Consider the following 23,562-nt stretch of genomic DNA (forward strand, 5'->3'; position numbering starts at 1 on the left):
CGCGGCGAGGGCCTGGCGCAGCCCGGGCAGCGCGCGGACCCCGCCCCACACCTGCGGGGCGCGCAGCACGGCGAGGACCAGGTTGACCCGGGCCTCCCCGGCGGGCGCCTCGGCGAGGACGTGCAGGCCGTCGCGGATCTGCACGTCCTTGACCTCGCAGAGGTAGCCGTCGAGGTGCAGCACGAAGTCGTCGAAGTCGTCCGCGCCGGGCATCTCGGTCTGGTGCAGGTCGTGGTGCAGTTCGGCGGCGCGCACGAGTTCCCAGATCTGCCGTTGCACGGTGGGCGCCTTGGCCGGGTCGAGGGCCTGCACGGTGGCGTACTCGTCGAGGAGCTGTTCGAGCTTCGCCAGGTCGCCGTAGGTCTCGGCGCGGGCCATCGGCGGCACCAGGTGGTCGACCACCACGGCGTGCGCGCGGCGCTTGGCCTGGGTGCCCTCGCCGGGGTCGTTGACGATGAACGGGTAGACCAGCGGCAGGTCGCCGAGGACCGCGTCGGGGGCGCAGTCGGCGGCCAGGCCGAGGCCCTTGCCGGGCAGCCATTCCAGGGTGCCGTGCTTGCCGAGGTGGATCACGGCGTCCGCGCCGAAGCCGCCGTCGGCGACCGGCGCGGCCAGCCAGCGGTACGCGGCCAGGTAGTGGTGGCTGGGCGGCAGGTCCGGGTCGTGGTAGATGGCCACGGGGTTCTCGCCGAAACCGCGGGGCGGCTGAATGAGCAGCGCCACGTTGCCGAAGCGCAGCCCGGCGAGGACGACGTCACCGCCGTCGGTGTAGAGCCGGCCGGGCGGCTCGCCCCAGTGCTCCCGCATCCGCTCCCGCAGGGCGGCGGGCACCGCCTCGAACCAGCGCCGGTAGGTCTCCCCCGGCACCCGCGCCTCGGCGGCGGCGAGCTGTTCGGGGGTGAGCCACTCGACGTCGTGCCCGCCGGCGGCGATCAGGGCGTGGATCAGGGCGTCGCCGTCGTCCGGCACCGGGCCGTCGCCCACGTGGTAGCCGGCCTCGGCCAGGGCGGCGAGCAGCCGGACCGCCGAGGCCGGAGTGTCCAGGCCGACCGCGTTGCCGACCCGGGAGTGCTTCGTCGGGTACGAGCTGAGCACGACGGCCAGCCGCTTGTCGGCGTTCGGCACGTGCCGCAGCCGGGCCTGCCGGACGGCGATGCCGGCGACCCGGGCGGCCCGCTCCGGGTCGGGCTGGTAGACCGAGAGCCCGTCGGCGTCGATCCGCTTGAACGAGAACGGCACGGTGACGATCCGGCCGTCGAACTCGGGGATGGCGACCTGCATGGCGGCGTCCAACGGGGACAGTCCGGCGTCGCTTGCCGCCCACCGGTCGCGGTCGCTGGTCAGGCAGAGCGCCTGGACGATCGGCACGTCCAGGGCGGCGAGGGCGCCGACGTCCCAGGCGTCCTCGTCGCCGCCCCCGGAGGCGTCCGCGGCGACCGTCCCGCCGGCCGCGAGCACCGTCACCACCAGGGCGTCGCACCGCGCGAACAGCTCGAGCGGGCCCGCGCCCGGTGCGAGGCCGCGCAGCGAGCCGCAGAACACCGGCAACGGCTGGCCGCCGGCCGCCGTCACCGCGCCCGCCAGGGTCTCGACGAAGGCGGTGTTCCCGGCGAGGGCGTGCGCCCGGTAGAAGACGATGCCGACCACGGGCCGGCCGTCAGGCGCCGGATCGGGGCCGAGGATCCCGTGCGGCGGGGTGGGCGCGGGCGGGGCGAAGCCCTCGCCGGTGAGCAGCACCGTGTCGGAGAGGAACCGGGCCAGCTCGGCGAGATTCTCCGGGCCACCCTCGACCAGGTAGGCGAGCGCCTCGGCGGCCACCCCGGTGGCCACCGTGGACGCCGCCATCAGCTCCGCGTCGGGCACCGCCTCGCCGCCGAGCACGACCGTGGGCACGCCGGAGCCGAGCACCGCGGCGAGGCCGTCCGGCCACGCCTGCCGGCCGCCGAGCAGGCGTACGACGGCCAGGTCGACGCCGTCGAGCAGCGCGGGCACGGCGTCGGCGGCAACCCGGGCGGGGTTGGCCAGCCGGTAGTCGGCGCCGCTGGCGCGGGCGGCGAGCAGGTCGGTGTCGGCGGTGGAGAGCAGCAGGATGCGCACGGACGGCTCCGGAGCGTGACGCCCGGCGGCGCGGCGGGGCCGGCGGCGGGCGGGGGTGGGTGCGGATGCGGCGGGTACGCGGGTCCGGCGGGCGGCTCACCGACGGCGGGTCGGCAGGGGCGCCCGGCCGGGTGCGGAGCCCGGCGGGGCGATCAGCGGCGGACGGCGCGGGCCCGCCCGGCGCGCGGCGCGGTGGCCTGCGGGGCGGCGGAGTGAGCGGTCAGCGGCGCGTCGGTGCGCGACGGCCGGATACGACGATCGTCGTCGATGGCGGAAAGGCCGTGCATCGGTTCCTCCTCGGGTGTCCACGCCCTGGGGCTCTCCGACGGCCGAAGTATCCTGGCTCCCGGATCGACGCTCACCCCCGGCCTTCCAACCGCGCACGCACGGCCGTGACTCACGAGGGGGGATCGCTCCCCGGTGACAGTGGCGGGACCGCGCCGGAATCGCACCGGCTTCCTTCACTGCCGTCAGGCCGCGAATGCTGCCACAGCCGCCCGGCGCGGGTCAACGCCGGGTCCCCCGCCCTCCGGCCGACCCGCGGAATCCGCAGCGGTCGATGGGACTTCGTCGCCCGTCACCCCGATGGCAATGGCCCGGGTCGATGGGAACGGCGACATTCCGGCGGCCCGTGGCGTGCTTGTCGGCGCCCGTCCGCCGGCACCCCGGACGACCGCATCGTCGCAGCCGGGGCGGCCGGGAGCGGCGGCCGCCCGATAACATCGCGCTCGACTGTGGATCACCTGACACGAAGCGGGGAGGAATTGCCTGTGACGCTGCGACATCTCGCCGGCCGGGTCTGGTTGTTCCCCGGCGATCCCGACCCGTTCGCGGTCCGCCCGACCGTGGCGGTGGTCGCCGACGACCGCGGAAGTGTGATCGTCGACGCGGGCCAGAGCCCCGCCCACGCCCGGGAGGTCCGGGCCGCGCTGGCGGCGGCCGGGCTGCCGGAGCCGCGCTGGCTGGTCTACACCCACCACCACTGGGACCACGTCTGGGGCGCCTGCGCCTGGCCGGAGGTGGAGATCGTGGGGCACGAGTCGGGGGTGGCCCTGCTGCGCGCCGAGGCGGCCCGGCCGTGGAGCCACCGCTACCTGCGCGAGCAGGTCCGCGAGAACCCGCGGCTCGGGCACAGCTTCCGGGCCCGGGCCCTGGCGGTCGACTCCTGGGACGGCTTCGCGGTGCTGCCGCCGACGCGCACCTTCGCCGACGAGCTGACCCTGCCCACCGGAGTGGTGGTCCGGCACGTGGGCGGGCGCCACGCGCCGGACTCCGCGGTGGTGCGGGTGCCGGATTCCGGGGTGCTGCTGCTCGGCGACTGCTGGTACCCGCCGCCCGCGCACCTGCGGACCCCCGAGGACGGTCCCGACCTGGCGCTCGCGGCCGGCCTGCTCGACGACGACGTCGCCTGGTACGTCTCGGCCCACGACGAGCCGCTGCGGCTGGCCGAGGCGCGCGCCGCTCTGGCCGGTGCGGGCGCCGGCTGACCGTGCCGGGTCAGCGGGCGCGCCGCTCCGGATGCGCCCGGTTCCACGCCCGCATCCGCTCCGGATAGCCGGTGCGGGCGGCCTCGTAGAGCGGCACCGCGTGCTTCTGGGCGATCTTCGCGGCGGCCCGGGGCGAGCCGGTGCGGCGGCGGATCCACTCGCCGTCGTGGGCGATGGCCACCACGGTGGTGTCGGTGGCGGTGGTCTCCGGTTCCAGGTAGAACTCCACCCCGCGCCGGCTGGTCACGAAGGCCTCCAGCGCGGCCAGGTCGTCCCGGTTCGCCTCCCGGTCGAGCTTCGTCGGGGTCGTCGGGTCGGTGGCCCGCCGGCTGAACCAGCCCATGGCCGCCTCCTCTCCTCGGCGTCCCCTCCAGTGCAGCACCCGTTCCTGGCAACCGGCTGGAAGCCGGGTGAGGGTCCGCTGACGGCCCGCGGGCCGCCCGCCGCGGCCGGGCCGTCGGTCAGCGGGCCGGTGGGCGCAGCACCGGGACCAGGGCGAGGATGGGCAGCAGCAGGAGCGGCACCACGCCGAGGGCGTGCAGGATGCCCAGCCGGTCACCGAGGAAGCCGAGCAGCGGCGGGCCGCCGAGGAACGCCGTGTAGCCGATCATGGCGACCACGCTGACCCGGGTCGGCGCCCGGTCCTCGTCGTCGGCGGCGGCGCTCATCCCGACCGGGAAGCCGAGCGACGCGCCGATGCCCCAGAGCGCCACGCCGGCCACGGCGAGCGGCCCGGAGCCGGCCAGGACTGCGCACGTGGCGCCGGTGACGGCCAGCCCGATGGTGCCGAAGAGCACCGGCACCCGGCCCCACCGGTCGATCGCCACGGTGCCGGCTGTCCGGCCGAGGGTCATGCCGACCACGAAGACCCCGAAGACGGCGGCGCCGGCCGCCTCGCTCACCCCGTACCCGTCGACGAACGCCACCGCCAGCCAGTCGTTCGCGCTGCCCTCGGTGAACGCCATCACCAGCACGAACAGGCCGATGAGCAGGGTGCGCGGCTCCCGCCAGGTGGCCAGCAGCGCGCGCCGGTGCGCGGCCGGGTCGGCCGCACCGGCCGGCTCGGCCGGGGCGGCCAGGAAGGCGCGGGCGCCGAGCAGCGTGCCGGCCAGGACCACCGCCGCGATCACGGGCAGGTGCCAGCCCACCGGTACGCCCAGCCGGGCCGCGCCCGCGCCCAGCCCGGCCCCGGCGACCGAGCCGAGACTCCAGGCGGCGTGGAACCTGGGCATGATCGTCCGGCCGAGCCGCTTCTCCACGGCGGCGCCCTCGACGTTCATCGCCACGTCGCAGGTGCCGGAGCCGTAACCGACGGCGAAGAGCCCCACCACGACGCCGATCAGCGAACCGGCCAGGCTGGCGGAGAGGCCGGCGCCCGTCAGGCCGAGCGCCACCAGCACGGTCGAGCCCGCCACCGTGCGGGCCGGGCCGAGCCGCAGGGTGACCAGTCCGGCCGTGGACATGGCCACCAGCGCGCCGGCCGACATGGCCAGCAGCAGCAGGCCGAGCCGCCCGGCGCTGAGCCCGAGCGCCTCGCGGATCGCGGGCACCCGGGCGAACCAGGTGGCCACCGCCAGCCCGTTCAGGGCGAACACGACCGCCACGCCGGTGCGGGCGGCCAGGACCGCCCGCGGGATCACGGCGCTGGCCTCGGCCGGCGCGTCGATGGTGCTGCTCACCGTGCTGTCGTCCTCTCCCCACAGGTTCGTCCGACGACCATCGCACACCTGAGAGCGCTACCACCACAAACGCTCCCACCCCTTACCCCGGCCGGCCCCGAGCGGGCATGATGCCGACAGAACGGCCAGCACGGGGAGGACCAGACATGGAGACGCCGACCAGCCGCCCGGTGACCCTCGACGACGTGGCCCGGGCGGCCGGGGTCTCCCGGGCCACCGCCTCCCGGGTGCTCGGCGGCTACGGGTTCGCCTCGGTGGATGCCCGGGACCGGGTCGGCGCGGCCGCCGACCGGCTCGGCTACGTGCCGAACACCACGGCCCGAGCGCTGGTCCGGGGCGCCGGGGTACGCCTCGTCGTGGCGGTCTCCGGCACCGACGCCACCGTGCTGGACGACCCGTACGTGGACCGGCTGGTGAGCGCGGCGGCCCGGGTGTGCGCCCCGCACGGGGTGGGGGTGGCCCTGGAGTGGCTGCCGCTGGACGCCCCGGCCGGGCTGCGCCGGCTCGGCGACGACCGCAGCGTCTGCGGGGTGCTGCTGGTCAACACCACCGCGCCGGTGCTCGACGCGGTGCCCGCCGGGCTGCGCGGGCGGGTCGTCTCGATCGGCACCGGCTCGCCGTCCGTACCCTCCTTCGACGTCGACAACGCCGCCGGCGCCGACGCGGTGCTGCGCCACCTGCACGCCGGCGGGCGCCGCCGGATCGCCATGGTCACCGGCCCGCGCTGGCTGAGCTGCGCCGAGCGGTCGGTGACCGCGTACCAGGGGCTGATGCGGGCGGCCGGGCTGCCGGTGCGGCTGGTCACCGGCGACTTCACCGCCGCGCGGGGCGGCCGGGCGGCGCTGGAGGCGCTGGACCGCTGGCCGGACACCGACGCGATCTACGCGGCCAGCGACGCCACCGCGCTGGGCGTGATCGCCGCGCTGCGCGGGCGCGGGCTGCGGGTCCCGCACGACGTGGCGGTGGCCGGCTTCGACGACATCCCGTACGCGGCCGTGAGCACCCCGGCGCTGACCACGGCCACCCATCCGGTGGCCCGGATCGCCACCGCGGCGGCGACCGCGGTGCTGGACGGCCGGCCGGTGCCGCCGGTGACCGCGTTCCCCTCGACCCTCGTGGCGCGCGAGAGCGCCTGAGCCGCGTCCGGGCACTGCCGGCCGCGTGGTTGAGCGGCCGGCAGCCGGGTATCCGCCGCCCGACCCGACCGACGACAGGGGGGCGAGGTGACCGAACCCGCGCCGCCGCACCGGCAGCCCGAGGAGGGCTACCGGCACGGCCGGTTGACCGCCCGTCCCACCACCGTGACCGCGCCCGGTCCGACCGGTCCGGCCGAGGTCCCCGACCCGGCGGGCGGGCCGCCCGCGCTACGCCACGTGCCGATCGGCGGCACCGGGCCGTACCGGGTGGTGGTGCTGCTGCACGGCGCGGGCGGCTCGGCCCGGCAGGGCCTCGACCTGCTGCTGCCGCTGGCCGACGCGCACCGGCTGCTGCTGCTCGCGCCGCAGGCCGTGGCGAGCACCTGGGACCTGATCGCCGAGGGGTACGGCCCGGACGTGGCCCGGATCGACGCGCTGCTGGCCGCGACGCTCCGCGCCTACCCGGTGGACGGGGTGGCCGTCGGCGGCTTCTCCGACGGCGCCTCGTACGCCCTGTCCCTGGGCCTGACCAACGGCGACCTGGTCGACGCGGTGGTGGCCTTCTCGCCCGGCTTCGCCGCGCCGCTGGTGACGCACGGCCGGCCCCGGCTGTTCGTCTCGCACGGCACCGACGACCGGGTGCTGCCGGTCGACGTGTGCAGCCGGCGGCTGATGCCCCGCCTGCACACCCTCGGCTACGCCGCCGAGTACGCCGAGTTCGCCGGCGGGCACGAGGTGCCGGCGGAGATCCGGCGGCGGGCGGTGGACTGGCTGGTGGGCTGAGCCGGGTCAGTGCCCCGGCCCGGTGACCGCCGCGTCGACCCGGGTGAGCACCGTCGCGTCGTCGTCGCCCCCCACGCCGCGCAGCAGGTCGATGGCGGTGGCCCGGACCTGCCCGATGATCATGGCGAGCGGCAGGGTCTGGCCGGGGGTGAAGAGTCGGCCGGCCGCCCGGACCGCCTCCAGCGCGGCGACGTCGACCCGCTCGGCGTGGGCGTCGGCGACGGCGTCCTGCCCGGTCAGGTCGGCGGCGAGCGCGTCGCCGGCCGACCGCACCGCCTCGGCGAGGGTGCGTACGGCGCCGCCCAGCTCGGCCGGGACCGGCGCCGGGCCGCGGGTCAGGGTGACCGCGGCGCGGGCGAGCACCCGCACGTTGCGGACCGCGTAGTCGATCTGCCGGATGGAGCCCTCCACCGAGCGCAGCCGGCCCAGATGCCGGCGGCGGCGCACGTTGAGCCGCAGCGCCTCGCCGGCGGCGAGCACCGCGCCGCGCAGCCGCTCCACCCCGGCGTCGGCGTGCCGGGCCCGCTCCAGCGCGGCCAGCGCCGCCGCGTCGTCGCCGCGGTCGAGCGCCTCGGCGATCTCGCCGAGCACCCCGGCCAGCTCGTCGAAGGTGTGCCGGAACTCGTCGACCAGGGGGGCGAGCGGCCGCCGGGCGTCGACGAGCTGGCTGGCCACCACGGCCACCGCGCCGCCGATGAGCGCGTCGACGAACCGGAACGGGACCAGCGACTCGGTCGGCGGGGAGACCACCACCAGGTAGAGCGCGGAGACGGCGGCCTGCACCACGGTGACCGAACTGGCGCCGATCGCCACGGCCAGGGCGACGGTGAGCAGGATGACGGTGAGCACCGTCCAGGTGGTCCGCGGGCCGAGCGCCTGCACCACCAGGTCGGCCACCAGCACGCCGGCCGCGACGCCGAGCACCACCTCGACGGCCCGGCGCATCCGCTGGCCGCGGGCCTGGCCGAGCACGATCAGCGCGGCGGCCGGGGCGAAGAACGGCTCCGGGTGGCCGACCAGCCGGGTGGCGAGGATCCACGCGACGGTGGCGGCCAGGGTGGCCTCCGCCACCGGCAGCCAGCCGCGCCGCAGCCGCCCGGCCGCCTCCCGCACCCCGATCCACGCCGTCATCGCCCGCCTCCCTGTCGCGCCCGCCCACCATCCTCGACCCGGTCGCGCCGGTCGGCAGCGGCGGGCACCACCTCCCCGCGGTGCCGGCGGTCACGGCCGGCCCGTCAGGTTCCGGTGAAGGCCCGCAGCAGCGTACGCACGCCGGCCCGGAGGTCCTCCCGGCTGGCGGGCGTGCCGGGCGGCGGCGCACTGAGCGCCCCGGCGCCGACAAGGCGGTCGAAGAGCAGCCCGTCGACGAACGCGACGAACTGGTCGCCCTGCCGGCGCGGGTCCGGCGCGCCGGCGCGGGCCAGCAGGTCCCGGGCCTGGACGCGCAGCACGGTGCCGTGGTCCAGGATCCGGCGCAGCTCGGGCCGGTGCACCGCCTCCAGCAGGCAGGCGTAGCGGGCCAGCGCGCGGGTGCGTCCGGTGGTCAACCACCGGTCGAGCACCTCGGCCACCCCGGCGGCGAGCTGGTCGAGCCCCTCCGGCCCGAGCGGCGGGGCCGGCCGCGGCGGCTCGGTGGGTAGGTCGTTCGCGGCCAGGTCGGCGCGGTCGAGGTCGGCGAGGCGCTGGACCACGGCCTCGATCAGCGCCTGCCGGGTCCGCAGGTACGCCGACGTGGTGCCGGGCGGCATCCCGGCCCGCGCGTCGACGGCGCGGTGGGTCAGTGCCCGCATGCCGCCCTCCGCCAGCAGCTCCACCGCCGCGTCGGCCAGCCGGGCCACCCGGGCCGCCCGTCCACTCACCTCGGTCCCTCCTCACGCCACTTCTACGGATGTAGTATGGCCTTCTACAGACGTAGAAGGGGTGATCGGCATGGGCGAGCCGCACGCGATCGTGGTCGGCGCCGGCATCGGCGGGCTCGCCGCGGCGCTGGCCCTGCACCGCCGCCGCTGGCGGGTCACCGTGCTGGAACGCGCCGCCGAGCCGCGCGAGCTGGGCACCGGCCTGACCCTCATGGCGAACGCGCTGCGCGGGCTGGACGCGCTCGGCGTGGGCGAGGCGATCCGCCGGCAGGGCGTGCCGGACTCGCCCGGCGGGCTGCGCACCAGCGACGGCCGGTGGCTGTCCCGGATCGAGGGGGCCGCGCTGGAACGGGCGCTCGGCACGGCCGCGCTCGGGATCCACCGCACCGCGCTGCACCGGCTGCTCCGCGCCGCCCTGCCGGCCCCGGCACTGGTCACCGGGGCCGACGTGGTCGACGTCGACGCCGACCTGCCCTCCGTGACCTACCGGCGGGACGGCTCGCCGGTCACGCTGCGGGCGGATCTCGTGGTCGGCGCCGACGGGCTGCACAGCGGGCTGCGCCGCCGGCTCTGGCCGGAGCTGCCGGACGCGGCGTACTCCGGTTCGACGGCCTGGCGGGCGGCGATCCGCTGGACCGGCCCGGTGGCGACGGCCGTCACCTGGGGCCCGGGCCGGGAGTTCGGCACCGTCCCGCTCGGCGACGGCCGGCTCTACTGGTACGCGGCCGAGACGGCCCCGCCGGGCGGGCGCGAGCCGGACGAGCTGGCGGCCGTCCGGGACCGCTTCGGCGGCTGGCACGAGCCGATCCCCGCGCTGCTGGCGGCCACGCCGCCCGACGCGGTGCTCCGGACCGACCTGTTCCACCTGGCCACCCCGCTGCCGTCGTACGTGCGGGGGCGGGTGGCCCTGCTCGGCGACGCGGCGCACGCGATGACACCGCACCTCGGGCAGGGCGCGGGGCAGGCCATCGAGGACGCCGTGGTGCTCGGTGCCGCGTGCGCCGGCGGACGGGCCGACCTGGCCGGCGCGCTGACCGCGTACGGCCGGCAGCGGCGGCCGCGCAGCCAGGCCGTCGCCCGGGCCTCCGCCCGCGCCGCCCGGTACGGCCAGCAGCTGCGCCACCCGGCGGCGGTGGCCGTGCGCGACGCCCTGCTCCGGTTGATCCCGGCGAGGGCGGCGCTGCGCGGCGCGGCCCGGTACGCCGACTGGCAGCCGCCGGCCTGAGCGACAATTGCGCATGACTACGTGACTCAGCCGCAGCCGGGCATTGCGCCTCGCGGTGTCTCGCCCTGGGGCCGGCACTGAGCGCCACACACCCCCGCACCCACTCCCGGCCGACCGGCCGCCACATCCGCTCCCGGGTCCGAGAGAGGTGACCCCATGATCTTCGGCATCCTCAGCGCCGCCGTCCACATCGTCCTCGGCGCCGGGCTCGGCGCGGCGGCCGGCGGCACCATCGGCCTGCTCGTCGGCGCGGTCGCCGGGCTGCTCATCGGCGCGCCGTTCGGCTGGGCGGTCGGGTCCGCCGGCACCTACGCCGCCGACGTGAAGGGCGTCCTCCTCTTCGTGGTGGACCACACCTGGAGCCTGCTCAACACCGTCGCGGGCGCGCTCTGCCTGACGCTGCACCTCGTCGTCGGGCACCAGCTCGACCGCGCGGTGTCGCAGGGCAGCGGGCGGGTCAACCTCGTCGAGGGCGTCTCGCCCCGCTACGCCACCACCATCGGCACCGTCTGCGCCGGCTCCAGCCCCGGCATCCAGCGGCACGAGGACGTGCACATCCTCCAGGCACGCCTGCTCGGCCCGCTCTACCTGCCGCTGGTCGCGCTCAACTACGTGCTGTTCACCGTCGCCCCGGTCTGGCTGCTCTGGCACGACCACAGCAACGCGCCGATCAACCGGTTCACCCGCTACTTCGAGGTCGGCGTCTACCCGCACCTCTGGCACGAAGCCATCGCGTACCGGATCCAGGGGACCCCGCCGCGATGACGCCGGCGACCACCTCCCGCCCCACCGCCCGCTCCGGGTGAACGCCGCCTCCACCGATCAGGCAAGGGCTTTCCCGGCAGCGCTGCGGTAGCCTCTCGGCCACCGGGGTGTGCGAGGGGGTGCGCATGGCGACGCTGGCCGACGTCGCCCGTCGGGCGGGCGTCTCCCCCGCGACCGCGTCGCGGGTCATCAACGGCAGCAGCAAGCCGGTCGCCGACGAGCTGCGCGAGCGGGTGCTGAAGGCCGTGGCCGAGCTGCGGTACGTGCCGAACGCCCACGCCCAGCTGCTGGCCCGGCCGCAGCGCAGCGTGGTCGGCGTGCTGGTGCACGACGTCTCCGACCCGTACTTCGCCGAGGTGACCAGGGGGCTGCAACGGGTCGCCACCGAGCGGGGCCGGCTGGTCATCATCTGCAACAGCTACCGCGACCCGGAGCGGGAGGTGGAGTACGTCGACCTGCTCCGCGCCCAGCAGGTCGCCGCCATCGTGCTGGCCGGCTCCGGCTATCGCGACCCCACGGTCAACGCCCTGCTCGACGAGCGGCTCGCCGCGTACGCGGCCACCGGCGGGCGGGTGGCGGTGATCGGCCGGCACCGGCACCGGGGCGACGCCGTGCTGCCGGCCAACGAGGAGGGCGCCCGCCTGCTCGGCGCGGAGCTGCGCCGGCTCGGGCACCGGGCGGTCGGCGTGCTCGCCGGCCCGCGCTCCCTCACCACCACGAGCGACCGGATCGCCGGGCTCGGCGCCGGCCTGGGCGAGCCGCTGCCGGAGGCGTCGATCCGGTACGCGGACTTCACCCGCGACGGCGGGTCCCGGGCCGCGGCGGAGCTGCTGGACGCCGCGCCCGGGCTGACCGCGATCGTGGCGCTGAACGACTCGATGGCCGTCGGCGCGCTGAACCTGCTCCGCGCGCGCGGGGTGCGGGTGCCGGCGGAGGTGTCCGTGGTCGGTTTCGACGACATGCCGATCGCCGCCGACGTGACCCCGGCGCTGACCACGGTCCGGCTGCCGCTGGCCGAACTCGGCGCCCGCGCCATGACCCTGGCTCTGGACCCGGCCGGCGACCGGGACCGGGTGGAGACCCTCCCGGCCGAACTGGTCCACCGGGACAGCCTCGGCCCCGCCCCGGCCGAGCGGTAATCCCGTTGCCGTTCCCGGGCGGCGCTGCGACCATCGAAGCCATGATCAAAAGAGAGGGCGTGACCACCTCGGCGCGATGAGCGCGCCGCACCGGCAGCGGGACCAGCACCGCTCCGGATTGTGCAACGGCCCGGCGAACCACCACCGCCGGCACGGGACGGCAGGGCTCCGCGACTGGCTCTGGACCGTCTTCCCCATGTGACCCACGACCACGCTCCCGCCGGCTCGGACCACCGGCGCGGTCAGCGGGGTCCGGCGGCGTGCGCCCGTTCGCGGCGGGCGGCCCGCCGGGCCCGGACCACCCGCACCGCCACCACCAGCACCACCACGGCGAGCAGCGCCTCGCCGCCCCAGCCGAGCCGCCGTTCCAGCAGCCGGAACGACGCCCCCGCCAGGTAGCCGAGCAGCGTCACGGCCACCGCCCAGAGCGCGCCCCCGGCCAGGTTGGCCACGGTGAACGCGCGGCGCGGGATGCCGCTCATCCCGGCCAGCCCGGGAACCAGGGCGCGCAGCGCCGCCGCCCACCGGCCGAGCACCACGGCGACCGCGCCCCGCCGGCGGACCATCTCCAGCGCCCGCGACAGCTCCCCGGACCGGACGAACCGGCGGGGCATCCGGGCCAGCAGGCGCCGGCCGTAGCGGCGGCCCACCAGGTAGCCGACCTGGTCGCCGAGGGCCGCGCCCGCGACCGCAGCGACGATCACCGCCCAGAGCGGCAGCCGTCCCTCGTGGGCGAGAACCCCGCCGACCAGCACCGCGATCTCGCCCGGCACGAGCAGCCCGAGGAAGGTCGACGCCTCCAGCGCCGGCAGCAGGAACACCAGGGCCAGCACCAGCGCGGGCGGCAGCGCCAGCAGCAGGTCCAGCACCCGGTCCACCCGCCGATTGTGACCCGCGGCCCGGCGGCGCCGCGCCCGCCCGGCAGGATCGGACATCCGGTCGGAACCAACCGCCGGGTCGAGGAATAAGGCCTGCCCCGACCGGGGACAATGACCGACAGGACGGGACGGTGACGGCGAGCGCCCAGGCCCGGCAGGCGCGCGGGACGGGGGACCGGACGTGGAGGGTGGGACAGCCGCCGGGCTGGTGCCGGGCGACGACCCGGCCGGCACGGCCCCGGTCTTCACCGTCGACCTGCCCGCCGACCCGGCACGGCTCGCCCCCACCCGGGACCGGCTGCGGCGCTGGCTGCACGCCCGCGGGGTGGGCGAGTACGACATCGAGACGGTGCTCATCGCCACCGGCGAGGCGTGCGCCAACGCCATCGAGCACGGCTACCGCTTCGCGCCCGAGGGGATCACCACGCTCCGCGCCGAGCTGCGCGACGACCACCTGGTGGTCGAGGTGCGCGACCGTGGCGGCTGGCGCGAGGACGCCGGCGAGGACGGCCCCGACCGGGGCCGGGGACGGCTGATCATGGCGCGGGTGATGGACGAGGTGAGCATCGTCGGCACCCCGGAGGGCACCACGGTCCGCCTCGTCAAGCGACTGACCGGGAGCTGACCCGGTGCGGTCGGGAGGCCGACCGGGTCGGCCCTTCCTCGCGAAGATCAGCTATAAGGGACGCATGGAGTTCCCGGCGTACCTGGCGACCATGCCGATGCACGCGATCACCGAGATCCACGGCGAGCCGGGCCTGCTGGCCCGCTTCCGGCTGGAGGTCGAGGCGTTCGACGCGCCCGCCCGGGAGCGGCTCACCGCCGCCCTCGACCTCGCCGCCGCGCTGCACCGCGACGACCGGCGGGTGCGCGAGCCGTACCTGAACCACCTGCTCCGGGTGGCGATCCGGATGATGCACCACTACCAGGTGCGGGACGTGGACGTGATCGTGGCGGGCCTGCTGCACGACGCCGTGGAGGACCACCCGGCGGAGCTGGCCGGCCCGGACACGGATGGCGATCCGACGCCGGCGGCACTGGCCGCCCTGGCCGCGCGGTTCGGCCCCCGGGTGGCCCGGCTCGTCGGCGCGGTCACCAACCCGGCGTACGACCCGGGACGCGACCGGCACGTCCAGTACCGGGAGCACGTGGCGGCGAGCCTCGACCGGGAGCCGTGGGCCCGCGTGATCAAGGTGTCGGACTTCACCGACAACGGGGTGGGCGTGATCCACACGGTCGGGCCGAAGGTGGCCCGGTCGGCGGCCAAGTACCGGCCGCTGGTGCCGGTCTTCCGCGACCTCATCGCCCGTCCGGACACGCCGCTGTCGGCGCCGGTGAAGCGGCACATCTTCGCCCAGCTCGACCTGGCCGAGGAGCGGTTCAGCGCCATCCTCGACCAGCCGAACTGACCGTCGTCCCGATCAGTCGGCGGCCGGGGGTGGGGCGCCGACCCGGCCGCCCAGGGCGGCGGTGATCCGGGCCCGCAGGGCGGCCAGCCGGTCGGGGTGGTCGCGCAGCACCACCCGCAGCGACTGCTGGCCGCCGGCGGCGACCCCGCCCAGCACGTCGAGCAGGGTGCCGAGTTGGGCCGGCGGCTCGTCGGCCAGCAGGTCGGCCGCGTCCCGGACGACGAGGGCCAGCGGGCCGGCGTCGAGGCGGTCGGCCAGCGCGTCGGCGAGCGCGTCCCAGTTGCGCCCGAACCAGGCGGGCAGGGGCAGGGCCGCGGCCAGCGCCTCGTGCAGGCCGGCCCGGGTCCGGGCGGCCGTCCCGGCCACGGGCACCCCGGCCGGCTCGGGCGCCGAACCGGCGTCGAACACGAGCCAGGCCGGCGGCTGCGGGGACGCTGCGCCCATCGGTCCGTCCTTTCCGGCCGGCGCGGGTCGGGCCCGCCGGCCCGACCCGCCCCGACGCCGCTCAGAGCCGGTAGAAGTTGGCGTAGTGGTCGGGCGAGAACCAGGTCGCCCCGGTGCTCTTGTTGACCACGATCCGGTACGCGTCCCGGGCGGCGCCGCAGGCGCGCGGGTAGACGTCGTACTCGTAGTAGGTGGCGTTGGTGGGGAGTTGCCCCTCGTAGTTGTAGAACCGGCCGCCGGCGAAGTTGCACTGGCCGCCGCTCCAGGAGTACCAGCCGCGGCTGGTCGGGAAGCTCCTGGCCGACCAGCCCGAGCGCGCGGTGCGGGCGTCCGCGCAGCGGGTCATCGTGCAGGAGCTGTAGACGGCGGCCTGTGCCGGCTCGGCGAGCCGGGTGGAGGCCGCCGGCGGGCCGACGAGCGCGGCGGCGACCATGGCGGTGAGCAGCGCGCACGCACCGAGGGCGCGGCGCACGCGGGCGCCGGTGGAGCGGAGCGGGGTCGCGAGCGTGGTCAAGGGGATCCTCCCTGAACTGGGCGACGATATCGATCGGTGTCGTTGTCCGATCGCGCCCAGTCTGGCGGTGATCCTGCCCGACGTACAGCCCCCGGGCGGCGACCTCGCCCCGAACGCCGGGTGAACGCCGGGTGAGCCGTGCGGGTGGGCGGTGTGCCCGCCCACCCGCACCGACCTCACCTACTGGGCGAACGCCTGGAACTCGGCGATCCGCACGTTCTGCGCCTGCGGGCTGGCGGTGGCGCAGTCGGTCGCCGCCCGCGGGTCGGCGTCCTGCTCACCGGCGTAGTCCGGCGCGCCGGTGCACTGGTTGGTCAGCACCTCGACCCGCAGGTGGGTCGCCTTGGTGCGCGGGATGTCGAACGACCGCATGATCAGCTCCGGCGCCCGAGGGCGCGGGGCCACCGACGGGAAGGCGTCCGCCGGGCTGGTGTAGACCACGCGGAAGTCCGCGGCGTCGGCGCAGGTCACCGCCCCCTCCGCCGCACAGGCGAGGACCCGGAACTGCCGCAGCGCGGAGAACCGGCTCTGCGTGCCGGCATCCGGGTCGCCGGTGACCGGCGGACGCAGCATGGCGCTGACCTGGACCCGGCGGACCTGCTGCGACCCGCCGGCCAGGTCGACGGTCACCTCCCGGCCGGCGACCGGCGCGCCGAGCGAGGCCCAGTTGGTGGCCTCGTCGTCGTCGGCGATCCGAGCCAGGTTGATCCCGTCCCCGCTGACCGTGGCGCCGGCGGCGGTCGAGGCGAGGTTGGCGCGTACCTGGACCGGCAGGTCGCGAACCTGGCCGGCCTTCACCGTCACCGGGCCGACCCGGACGTGCCCCCGACCCGGGGCACGAACGACGAACTCGTACGTGCCCGGGACCAGGCGCACCTGGTCGGTGAGCGGCGTCGCCGCGTCGGTGTCCGCCACCGGCACCGCCCGGCCCTGGTAGCGGCCCACGAACAGCTGCGCCCCGGACACCGCCGCGTCGTCGTCGACCGGCCTGAAGGTCAGCGTCGCCTCGTCCGCGTGCGGGGAGGTGAAGCCGGGCCTCGGATTGACGTCGGCGTTGCCGGTGCTGGCGGCGGTCTCACCGAGACCCCGGGCGGCGAAGGCGTTCCAGAGCAGGTCCTGGTTGGCCCCGCCGAAGCGGATCCGGTCCGCCGCGAGCATCGCGTCCCGGGCGTCGACCATGCTGACCTGGCTGACCGCCATCAGCAGGAACGAGTCGAAGACGAGCTGGATCCAGCGCCGGTTGCCCGGGCAGGCCGTCACCGGCGTCGCCCCTTCGGCGCAGGACTTCTGCAGGGCCGCGTCGCCCGCGCCGTACCGGGCCATCATGGCCGCCCGGATGTCGGCGTTGGTGGCGCTCCAGACCTCACCCGAGGCATGCACCTGGAGGCCGACGAAGTCGTAGTCGATCGCGCTGTAGTTGAGCGGGCTGTCGCTCATGTTGTAGTTGCGGATGCCCGCATCCGGGTCGTTGGTGGTGTACTCGCCGATGGTGAAGCCCTTCCGGCCCGGCGCCGCGTACCCGTGCTCGTACAGGTACTCCATGGCGAGCTGGTCCGACCAGCTCTCGCTCATCCCCTGCGGGGAGCTGACCCCGGCGTTCGGTCCGGCGATCATGCGGCCGCTGACCGCGTGGCCGTACTCGTGGGCGATGACCGACATGTCGAAGTCACCGTCGACGCAGGGCGCGTAGAACGAGCCGGCGCTCGGCTGCCACAGGTACATGTTGGTGGTCGGGGCGACGCCGTCCGGCGGGGTGATCTGGTTGGCGTTGTTGCGGGCGGCGAAGTTCGGCGGGCCGCCGCTGACGCCGCCGGCCTGCGCGTTGCCCTGCTCCGGGTCGTTGCCCAGCCCGCCGCGGCCGAGGTTGTCCCGCTGCATGTTCCAGGTCGCCTCGGTGAAGCCCAGGTGGTAGGACCAGTCGTGCATCCGGTTGTGCATCGCGAACAGGTTCGCCCGCGCCGCGTCGATGTCGTTGGCCTGGGGCGAGGTGAAGGTGTCCGGGTTGCACTTCTGCTCGTACCACTGGTTGGTCCAGGGGTATGCGTAACTGCGGTCGGGGCGCGGCGTCGCCGTCTCGGTGCCCACGCTGAACGGGTCGTTGCTGAACCAGTTCTGCACGGCGATCGCGTTGTTGCCGTTCGTCGTGGTCGTGGACGTTCCGGTGGCCGGGTCCACGTCCCACGCCGGCGAGCCGGCGACGCCCACCGCCTCGTCGCAGCCGGCCGCCGGCTGGGCGCACCAGCGCACCCGGGTGTCGGCCGAGGAGCCGTCGACCGACGGCGAGTTCGGGAAGACCTCCCACGACGGATTGTCCACGTCGTGGTCGACCAGGTCCTCGCGGACCAGCACGCTGCCGTCCCGGGCGTCCACGTAGGTGGCGAAGGCCGCCGGGTCCGCGCCGGTGACGTCCGCGCCGAGGACCACCTCGTACGCCGCCCGCGGCCCCCGGTCCGCGGTCGGCACCGCGACCAGCGAGGTACGCAGGACCGTCGCGCCGCTCAGCCCGGCGTCGGTCGCCGCAGCCTGCCGCGCCTGGTCGGCGCTGATCGTGGCCGGCTCGGGCGCCCCGCCGTCGCGGGCCAGGGACGAGCTGACGTGCCAGACCACCCCGTCGCGGACGCCGACGGCCAGCATTCCGTCGACCGCGGCGGGCAGGTCGCCGAAGCGCTGCCGGAACAGCACGGTGGCGCCGTCCCCCATGGGCGCGACGGTCAGCTGCTCCAGCGCGGCCGCGCCCTCGGCGGTCAGCCCCAGCACGTCCCGGTTCGCGGCCACGTACGCCCGCGCGGCGGCGGCCGGGTCGGCCGGCAGGCCGGTGGCGAGCGGCCGGCCCGTCGAGGTGAGCATGGCGGGCGTACCGAAGTCGGTCCAGCGGACCCGGGCGCCGAGCGCCGCGGCCCGGTCCTGCTGGCGGTCGGTCGGCGCGGTCCGCCCCTTCCGGTTGTCCTTGGTCTTGCTGTCGTGGCTGTCGCCCGGCAGGTGGCCGGGCGGCGCCTGGGTCGGAATCTCGTTGCGGGGTGCCGCCTGGCCGCCAGCTCCTGCGGTCAGGACCAGCCCGGCCGCGAGTAGCAGCGCGGTGGCCCCCGTCGTCGCACGCGATGGTGTGCGCACGGTCCCTCCTGTCGTCGAACGGCGATGTCCGTCCCGCCATCCGACCAGCTCGTCACGACTACCAACACCGGCCAAACATCTACAGATGCAGCTCTGTAGATGTGTGGCGAGGGCGCTTCCGGAAGCGAGGACAGGCGGCGGGCGATTGCCGACCGCAGGTCAGGCAGCCTTGAAAACCGTGTCCAGATGCCACTCGAGGAACTCGCTGTTGGGCCTGTCACCCCGCCGCTCAGGAACAGCGATGGGATGGCCGGCCTTGGCGTAGAACTGGTCGCCATTCCCGAACTCGCTACGCAATCGAGGGCTCACCATCAACCGGTACTTCGGGTCTACGCCGAGGTATCCCCGATCGAAGAGGATGTGGACGTCCGACTTGAGCAGCAGACCGTTGTCAATCCGATGCTCGCCACCCTGCGGTAACGGTCTGATGTGAGCCGCTTGCAGCACTGGCTGGACCTTGTTCCCGGTGATGGCGCAGCGCCTGCCGTAGGCACCCAGAATCACCGCTTTGAACGACTGCTGACCAAGGCGCTGCGGCACAAGACGCGGGTCACCGTACACCGGTCCAGGTCGGTGCCAGGGCAGACCTGCATCGAGCTCGACGGTCACGCCCAACAGGCGGTGCAGCAGGAGGTCGAAGTACTCCGCCACAGACGGATCGGCGAGGTCATACGTCTTCCCCTGCACCACGTTGGACGCGAACCCTGGAGGCGGGTCGGCAGCCGAATCCTCGGGAAAGAAGACACTGTCCCGGACAAATATGCAGCCGATGGTCGGATCCTCGGCCGGCCCGATCGGCTGCTTGCGGTAGCGTCCGACGTTCCGGCGCATCTCGTCCAGGCTGGCCACGCCGTTGGCCTCGCCGAACAGCTCCCACGCCTCGGAAATCCTCAACTGCGTGAAGCCGCTGAAGAAGCCTCCGCCAACTATCCGATTGAGCGGGAAGTGCGCCTTGAAGAAGAAGGGTTCACCCGGGGTGAGTGCACGGAAGCCGCCGCCCGAGGGTCGCCAGAAGTTGACCTCCGTAAGGCCGGCTCGGGCGGCGAGAAACCGGTACCACTTCTTGTCTGTCACGCCGACGAATGTCCGCACGCCGATAAGGGTGCACGACTTTGATCTTCTCCGCCAGTCCCGAAAGTCGGCGTCGCGCAGTCGGAACCGTCAGGGCTCGCGCATCCAGGTGGCAGGATCGGTAATGAAGATGCCCTTGCCCTGCCGCCGCCGGATCACACGTAGCGCTTCGAGGCGGACGTAGACCATCTGGATGGTCGAGGAGCTGACCCCGAACCGCCCGGCCATGTCCGCTATGGAGGGCAACTTGTCCCCCGGCCGCACCCGGCCGCTGTGCAGGTCTTTGATGATCTCATCGGAGATCCGGATGTAGTCCGGCGTCTGTGGCATGGCGCTCCTTGCGTGGCACGCCAATTTGATCACGACACGCACCCGACGGACAACCAAGCGTTGCCACTCGCCACTTAGGCATATATGTTTGATCGCGAGCCGCTCCTCGCGTGGCACCGAGTTCGGCTCACCCCCCTTGGTCGGGACGGGTGCCCGTACCCGTCCCGACCAACCGAACCACCCGTCCTCCTCCCGCTGATCCCAGGCTGCGACGACCGCCTTCCCGGCCCATCGTGCTTCCGCCTGCCCAGAAAGGACCGATGTGACCGACGCATATCTCGGTGGCCCGTTCCATGGAGCCGGCCTACCGGCCCGGTTGACCGCGCACGAGGCGCGGATCCGCGTGTTCGACCCGTGCCGCCGGGGCGTCGACCCCGATCAGGTACGCGAGTTCCAGGCCCTGGTCGCCGACGAGCTGAGCGACCTCCACGGGTGGATACGCCTGCTCGGCGAGGAGAACGGCCGGCTCCGGCGGGCGCTGCGCGACTGGCAGACGATGCACGCCCGCGAGTGCCGGCCACCGAACCAGGGCCACTGGTAGCGGTGCGCCCGGAGCCCGGCGACCTGCTGCGCATCGACGGGCGCGCCTCGGTGCAGTTCGCCGGCGACCGCGCCCTGACCTTCCGGGTCGTCTCGGTCTGCCCCCGACCGACGTACACGGGCTGGGTCTGGCTGACCGGCTACGTCCTCGACCGGCGCGGCCAGGCGGTCGACCGGCGCGAGGTCTTCGTCCAGCTCACCGGTCTCCGCCACGCCATCAGCCCGACCTCTCCGACGTCAACCGCCCAGAACCGGCCAGCGACGGTGAGGAGGGCGCCGCGAATTCCTAGGGCGAGCTCAGCCTCGGCCAACTTCCCCCGCTGACCGGCTCTTGACCTCCACGGCCAGCCAGCGGAACGTCCCGTGGTCGCCACCGATGTGGGAGTACTCCTACCAAGCGAGCGGGTAGCTACCGGAAAGCTGACGCTCATTGGCTGCGAACCAGCTTCCTTCCGTACCCCATCGCAGGACCCCGGTGAGCGTGCGGCCCTCGTGAACTCGGAACTCCTGGTCTCGGGTACGCCGAGTAGTGGCAGCCGGGCTCCAGAGCCGCTGATCGTTCGACAGCATGAGAGCGAGACCGTTCATCTTTCCGTTGGGGAGGCAGAACCGCTCCAGTCGGGCGATGTCGAAGACGAAGCCTTGCCGCGCCAGGTCGGTTGCCTCATGTGCACGGAGGTGGAATGGCTCGTCGGTGTTCGGATCATTGCCGTCCCAGCGCCTGGTGAAATACTTGAATTCGATTGCCGTTCGGTGCCCGTCTGCACCGAGGCACAGGAGGTCGAGGTACTCGCGGCCGCCCTGCGGCACCTCAAGCCGGACGCCGACCGCTGGCGCCAAGGTGCGCAGAGCCCACGCGAAGGCGTGCTGGAAGTCGGCCTCGGAATGAAAGACTGACCGCACAGTGGACAGCTCGTTCATGACGGCAGCCAGCTTCACCGAACCTGCAATCTCCATACCGGCACGGTGTCACATCCGTCGGCTACCAGGGTGTCCCGAAAGACGCCGGCGCGACGGTGGTGGCCAGCGGCTGCCGCGGCTCGATCTTCTGGCGCGCCCAGGTCGAGAGCACGATCCTCGGCCCCGATACCGCCGCCCGCGCGGCTGCCGTACGCCGCCGTATCGACTTGCTAGCGTGAGACGACGGAAGCGCCGACGGACGCCTCCGCGCACCCCTCACCCCACAGCACCGGCCGCGCACCCGAACGGCCGGGCGACGCGCGGCGGCTCGACCGGAGAGGGGTGCGATGACCGGGATGCCGGGCGACCACGACGGCGAGACGGACGACACCAGCCCAGCGGCCGGCACCGGCGAGACCCCGGCGAACGGGCAGGTGCCGAACCGCCCGGATCCGGCGCGGGACCGGTGGGAGCAGGGGCTCACCCGCGCGCGGGAACTCTGGGCGGCCGCGTGGCGCGGGGCGAAGCGGTTGTGGACGGCGGCCCGGCCGATGCTGGACCAGTTGCGGTGGTCGGAGCAGGAGTCCTCGCCGATGACGCTCGTCGACCGGCGGGTGGCGCCGACCCTGCTGGTGCCGGCGCAGGGGCAGGTGTACCACTTCGTCGTCCGCGCCACCTTCACCTGGTCCTCCGACGAGGCGCGGCCGGAACTCTTCGGCTGGTACGTCGAGCAGTTCCAGCCCCAGGCGATGCAGCGGTTCCAGCGCATCGCGGTCCGGTGCGCCGCGGAGATCCCGCCCGATCGCCCCCGGGCGTTCGCGCTCGCGCTGGACGATGCGATGACCGGCGACGACGCCCTCCCCTGGAGTTACGAGCGCGGCGGGGTCATGTTCACCTGCGAGCCGGACGTGTCCGTGTACCTGGACGAGCCGGTCCGCAAGCTGCTCCAGCCGTACTGGGACCAGCGCATCGCCCTGGAGTGGCAGCGTGACCTCGACCGCCGGCGCGCGGAATACACCGAGGAACAGCATGGACGCCGCCCGGCCGAGGCGCCGGAGAACGGCGCCGCGCCGACGGTCGGCATGCCGGAGGCGCTCCGCAAGGACCACCCGCCGCACCAGCGGAAGACCCAGGCGGGAGGCCGGCGTGTTCCCCGGCCGGATGCCCCGGTGGAGCAGTTCACCCCGCTCGAACCCTTCCCGCCGCCGCCCGCCCCGCCTCCGCCGCGTCGCCCTTCCGGGCCGCGACCGGCGTCGCCGCAGTCGGGCGAGACCCCATCGGGCGACCCGGACAACCCCGGGCCGCCCGACGTCTGAGCCGGCGGTCAGCCCGTGGCGACCAGGCGTTCGTGAGGTGCGCGTACCGGGTGCGCAGCGAACGCCAGAAATCGATCCACGCCACGGGTGGCGGGTCGCACGCGTCCGCGTACGGCAGAATCGGCGGGCGATGGAGGCGGCGAGGATCCTCACCGCGCTCGCCGACCTGGCCCCGGCCGGCGCCGAGCGGACCTTCGACGTGTCCGGCGCCGGCCGCCCGCTGATCTGGCTGCCCGACCCCGACCGCGGGCCGCGCGGCACCCGGCTGGACCGGCTCGCGGCCCTGGACGCGCTGCACCGCGACGAGCGGATCCTGCGCCGGGGCCTGGCCTTCGTCGTCGGCGGGGGCGACCTCGACGGGGGCCGCCGGCGGGTCCGGGTGCCGTTGCTGGCCCAGCCGGTACGGCTGGACCGCACCCGGCGCGGCTACCGGATCGTGGCGGCCGGGGACCTGGAACTGACGTCGTTGATCGAGGACCGGGACCTCGCCGCCCGGCTGGAGGCCGCCCCGGGTCTCGCCGGACCGGGCTGGCTCGGCGCACCCGGCACCACGGCGTGGATCACGGCCGCCGCCGAGGCCGCCGGCCTGAAGGTGGGGGCGGTGCTGGCGAAGCCGCCCCGCAGCATCGACGAGGACACGCTCACCGGGGTCGCCGCCGCCGCGCTCTTCACCACCCGCGACGTGCTCGCCGGCCGGCTGCGCGACACCCTGCTCGGCTGGGCGGCCCGTCCCGGGCTGGCGGACACGGCGCTGAGCCGGCTCTACGGCGACACGACCGCCGCCGGTGGGAACATCCCGGCTGACGACGCCGAGGTGCTGTCGCCCCTGCCATTGAACAGCGCCCAGCGGGACGTGGTCCGGCGGACCAGGACCGAGCC

At 75.1% G+C, this 23,562-nt stretch carries 25 protein-coding genes and 1 riboswitch; of the genes, 12 read left to right on the forward strand and 13 right to left on the reverse strand.

What is annotated here, in order from left to right:
• Both ABZV78_RS21335 and ABZV78_RS21340 read right to left on the reverse strand, forming a co-directional pair.
• Positions 1 to 2,097: cobaltochelatase subunit CobN (locus ABZV78_RS21335; RefSeq protein ID WP_355641028.1), on the reverse strand; the 2,097-nt coding region annotated here is incomplete at its 3' end.
• 152 nt (positions 2,098 to 2,249) lie between these two features.
• A complete protein-coding gene (locus ABZV78_RS21340; protein ID WP_355641030.1) occupies positions 2,250 to 2,384 on the reverse strand; it encodes a hypothetical protein in 135 nt (44 codons plus the stop codon).
• A 45-nt stretch (positions 2,385 to 2,429) separates the two neighbouring features.
• Positions 2,430 to 2,559: riboswitch (cobalamin riboswitch) on the reverse strand.
• 308 nt (positions 2,560 to 2,867) lie between these two features.
• Between ABZV78_RS21340 and ABZV78_RS21345 the strand changes: the two genes are divergently transcribed.
• Entirely contained in the window at positions 2,868 to 3,584 is a 717-nt protein-coding gene (locus ABZV78_RS21345) for an MBL fold metallo-hydrolase (RefSeq protein ID WP_355641032.1), read from the forward strand.
• Positions 3,585 to 3,594: 10 nt separating this feature from the next.
• Here the strand turns inward: ABZV78_RS21345 and ABZV78_RS21350 are convergent, their stop codons facing one another.
• Entirely contained in the window at positions 3,595 to 3,927 is a 333-nt protein-coding gene (locus tag ABZV78_RS21350; protein ID WP_355641034.1) for a hypothetical protein, read from the reverse strand.
• Between the two features lie 118 nt (positions 3,928 to 4,045).
• Positions 4,046 to 5,263, reverse strand: a complete 1,218-nt coding sequence (locus ABZV78_RS21355) for an MFS transporter (protein ID WP_355641036.1) — start codon at positions 5,261 to 5,263, stop codon at positions 4,046 to 4,048.
• A 146-nt stretch (positions 5,264 to 5,409) separates the two neighbouring features.
• On the opposite strand from ABZV78_RS21355, the gene ABZV78_RS21360 reads away from it, so the two are divergent.
• On the forward strand, positions 5,410 to 6,399 hold the full coding sequence (locus tag ABZV78_RS21360) for a LacI family DNA-binding transcriptional regulator (protein ID WP_355641038.1): 990 nt from the start codon (positions 5,410 to 5,412) through the stop codon (positions 6,397 to 6,399).
• Positions 6,400 to 6,486: 87 nt separating this feature from the next.
• Complete coding sequence (locus ABZV78_RS21365) at positions 6,487 to 7,182, forward strand: phospholipase (protein WP_355641039.1); 696 nt, start codon at positions 6,487 to 6,489, stop codon at positions 7,180 to 7,182.
• A gap of 6 nt (positions 7,183 to 7,188) precedes the next feature.
• Here the strand turns inward: ABZV78_RS21365 and ABZV78_RS21370 are convergent, their stop codons facing one another.
• Positions 7,189 to 8,313, reverse strand: coding sequence for an FUSC family protein (locus ABZV78_RS21370; RefSeq protein ID WP_355641040.1), 1,125 nt, complete (start codon positions 8,311 to 8,313; stop codon positions 7,189 to 7,191).
• Positions 8,314 to 8,417: 104 nt separating this feature from the next.
• The gene (locus ABZV78_RS21375; RefSeq protein ID WP_355641042.1) at positions 8,418 to 9,041 is read right to left on the reverse strand and encodes a TetR family transcriptional regulator; all 624 of its coding nucleotides are present in this window, start codon (positions 9,039 to 9,041) and stop codon (positions 8,418 to 8,420) included.
• 70 nt (positions 9,042 to 9,111) lie between these two features.
• On the opposite strand from ABZV78_RS21375, the gene ABZV78_RS21380 reads away from it, so the two are divergent.
• The 4 genes from ABZV78_RS21380 to ABZV78_RS21395 all read left to right on the forward strand — a co-directional run bounded on the left by ABZV78_RS21380 (position 9,112) and on the right by ABZV78_RS21395 (position 12,372).
• A complete protein-coding gene (locus ABZV78_RS21380) occupies positions 9,112 to 10,266 on the forward strand; it encodes an FAD-dependent oxidoreductase (RefSeq protein ID WP_355641043.1) in 1,155 nt (384 codons plus the stop codon).
• Between the two features lie 156 nt (positions 10,267 to 10,422).
• Positions 10,423 to 11,031 carry a glycine zipper family protein gene (locus ABZV78_RS21385; protein WP_355641045.1) on the forward strand — a complete coding sequence of 203 codons (609 nt, stop codon included), beginning with the start codon at positions 10,423 to 10,425 and terminating at the stop codon, positions 11,029 to 11,031.
• Between the two features lie 125 nt (positions 11,032 to 11,156).
• Positions 11,157 to 12,170, forward strand: coding sequence for a LacI family DNA-binding transcriptional regulator (locus tag ABZV78_RS21390; protein ID WP_355641047.1), 1,014 nt, complete (start codon positions 11,157 to 11,159; stop codon positions 12,168 to 12,170).
• Positions 12,171 to 12,246: 76 nt separating this feature from the next.
• Complete coding sequence (locus ABZV78_RS21395) at positions 12,247 to 12,372, forward strand: hypothetical protein (RefSeq protein ID WP_355641049.1); 126 nt, start codon at positions 12,247 to 12,249, stop codon at positions 12,370 to 12,372.
• 40 nt (positions 12,373 to 12,412) lie between these two features.
• Here ABZV78_RS21395 and ABZV78_RS21400 read toward each other — a convergent pair whose 3' ends face one another.
• Complete coding sequence (locus ABZV78_RS21400; protein WP_355641051.1) at positions 12,413 to 13,048, reverse strand: DedA family protein; 636 nt, start codon at positions 13,046 to 13,048, stop codon at positions 12,413 to 12,415.
• 181 nt (positions 13,049 to 13,229) lie between these two features.
• On the opposite strand from ABZV78_RS21400, the gene ABZV78_RS21405 reads away from it, so the two are divergent.
• Positions 13,230 to 13,673: an ATP-binding protein gene (locus ABZV78_RS21405; RefSeq protein ID WP_355641053.1), complete on the forward strand. Its 444-nt coding sequence runs from the start codon at positions 13,230 to 13,232 to the stop codon at positions 13,671 to 13,673.
• A gap of 64 nt (positions 13,674 to 13,737) precedes the next feature.
• Positions 13,738 to 14,457: an HD domain-containing protein gene (locus tag ABZV78_RS21410; protein WP_355641055.1), complete on the forward strand. Its 720-nt coding sequence runs from the start codon at positions 13,738 to 13,740 to the stop codon at positions 14,455 to 14,457.
• 12 nt (positions 14,458 to 14,469) lie between these two features.
• On the opposite strand, the gene ABZV78_RS21415 is transcribed toward ABZV78_RS21410, so the two are convergent.
• The 5 genes from ABZV78_RS21415 to ABZV78_RS21435 form a co-directional block, all read right to left on the reverse strand.
• Positions 14,470 to 14,901 (reverse strand): barstar family protein, encoded by a 432-nt coding sequence (locus ABZV78_RS21415; protein ID WP_355641057.1) that lies wholly within the window; start codon positions 14,899 to 14,901, stop codon positions 14,470 to 14,472.
• A 61-nt stretch (positions 14,902 to 14,962) separates the two neighbouring features.
• Complete coding sequence (locus ABZV78_RS21420) at positions 14,963 to 15,415, reverse strand: ribonuclease domain-containing protein (protein ID WP_355641059.1); 453 nt, start codon at positions 15,413 to 15,415, stop codon at positions 14,963 to 14,965.
• Between the two features lie 180 nt (positions 15,416 to 15,595).
• The gene (locus ABZV78_RS21425; protein ID WP_355641061.1) at positions 15,596 to 18,526 is read right to left on the reverse strand and encodes a M36 family metallopeptidase; all 2,931 of its coding nucleotides are present in this window, start codon (positions 18,524 to 18,526) and stop codon (positions 15,596 to 15,598) included.
• Positions 18,527 to 18,685: 159 nt separating this feature from the next.
• Entirely contained in the window at positions 18,686 to 19,618 is a 933-nt protein-coding gene (locus ABZV78_RS21430; protein ID WP_355641063.1) for an HNH endonuclease, read from the reverse strand.
• Positions 19,619 to 19,687: 69 nt separating this feature from the next.
• Positions 19,688 to 19,927: a winged helix-turn-helix domain-containing protein gene (locus ABZV78_RS21435; protein ID WP_154227324.1), complete on the reverse strand. Its 240-nt coding sequence runs from the start codon at positions 19,925 to 19,927 to the stop codon at positions 19,688 to 19,690.
• Between the two features lie 262 nt (positions 19,928 to 20,189).
• Here ABZV78_RS21435 and ABZV78_RS21440 point away from each other — a divergent pair, with 262 nt between their 5' ends.
• Positions 20,190 to 20,468 carry a cell division protein DivIVA gene (locus tag ABZV78_RS21440; protein WP_355641065.1) on the forward strand — a complete coding sequence of 93 codons (279 nt, stop codon included), beginning with the start codon at positions 20,190 to 20,192 and terminating at the stop codon, positions 20,466 to 20,468.
• A gap of 2 nt (positions 20,469 to 20,470) precedes the next feature.
• Positions 20,471 to 20,791, forward strand: coding sequence for a hypothetical protein (locus ABZV78_RS21445; protein WP_355641067.1), 321 nt, complete (start codon positions 20,471 to 20,473; stop codon positions 20,789 to 20,791).
• 66 nt (positions 20,792 to 20,857) lie between these two features.
• Here ABZV78_RS21445 and ABZV78_RS21450 read toward each other — a convergent pair whose 3' ends face one another.
• Positions 20,858 to 21,424: a hypothetical protein gene (locus tag ABZV78_RS21450; RefSeq protein WP_355641069.1), complete on the reverse strand. Its 567-nt coding sequence runs from the start codon at positions 21,422 to 21,424 to the stop codon at positions 20,858 to 20,860.
• A gap of 290 nt (positions 21,425 to 21,714) precedes the next feature.
• Between ABZV78_RS21450 and ABZV78_RS21455 the strand changes: the two genes are divergently transcribed.
• Positions 21,715 to 22,683, forward strand: a complete 969-nt coding sequence (locus ABZV78_RS21455) for a hypothetical protein (RefSeq protein WP_355641071.1) — start codon at positions 21,715 to 21,717, stop codon at positions 22,681 to 22,683.
• Positions 22,684 to 23,562: the final 879 nt, after the last annotated feature.

This window comes from Micromonospora sp. NPDC004540 (assembly GCF_040610095.1).
In the GTDB taxonomy this organism is placed as follows: Bacteria; Actinomycetota; Actinomycetes; order Mycobacteriales; family Micromonosporaceae; genus Micromonospora.

Excerpts from the sequence above, each read along its gene's own strand:
- ABZV78_RS21360 (WP_355641038.1), top strand. The coding sequence starts at position 5,410 with ATGGAGACGCCGACCAGCCGCCCGGTGACCCTCGACGACGTGGCCCGG.
- ABZV78_RS21370 (WP_355641040.1), bottom strand. The coding sequence starts at position 8,313 with ATGACGGCGTGGATCGGGGTGCGGGAGGCGGCCGGGCGGCTGCGGCGC.
- ABZV78_RS21435 (WP_154227324.1), bottom strand. The coding sequence starts at position 19,927 with ATGCCACAGACGCCGGACTACATCCGGATCTCCGATGAGATCATCAAA.
- ABZV78_RS21455 (WP_355641071.1), top strand. The coding sequence starts at position 21,715 with ATGACCGGGATGCCGGGCGACCACGACGGCGAGACGGACGACACCAGC.
- ABZV78_RS21390 (WP_355641047.1), top strand. The coding sequence starts at position 11,157 with ATGGCGACGCTGGCCGACGTCGCCCGTCGGGCGGGCGTCTCCCCCGCG.
- ABZV78_RS21385 (WP_355641045.1), top strand. The coding sequence starts at position 10,423 with ATGATCTTCGGCATCCTCAGCGCCGCCGTCCACATCGTCCTCGGCGCC.
- ABZV78_RS21380 (WP_355641043.1), top strand. The coding sequence starts at position 9,112 with ATGGGCGAGCCGCACGCGATCGTGGTCGGCGCCGGCATCGGCGGGCTC.
- ABZV78_RS21340 (WP_355641030.1), bottom strand. The coding sequence starts at position 2,384 with ATGCACGGCCTTTCCGCCATCGACGACGATCGTCGTATCCGGCCGTCG.
- ABZV78_RS21415 (WP_355641057.1), bottom strand. The coding sequence starts at position 14,901 with ATGGGCGCAGCGTCCCCGCAGCCGCCGGCCTGGCTCGTGTTCGACGCC.
- ABZV78_RS21450 (WP_355641069.1), bottom strand. The coding sequence starts at position 21,424 with ATGGAGATTGCAGGTTCGGTGAAGCTGGCTGCCGTCATGAACGAGCTG.
- ABZV78_RS21410 (WP_355641055.1), top strand. The coding sequence starts at position 13,738 with ATGGAGTTCCCGGCGTACCTGGCGACCATGCCGATGCACGCGATCACC.
- ABZV78_RS21350 (WP_355641034.1), bottom strand. The coding sequence starts at position 3,927 with ATGGGCTGGTTCAGCCGGCGGGCCACCGACCCGACGACCCCGACGAAG.
- ABZV78_RS21395 (WP_355641049.1), top strand. The coding sequence starts at position 12,247 with ATGAGCGCGCCGCACCGGCAGCGGGACCAGCACCGCTCCGGATTGTGC.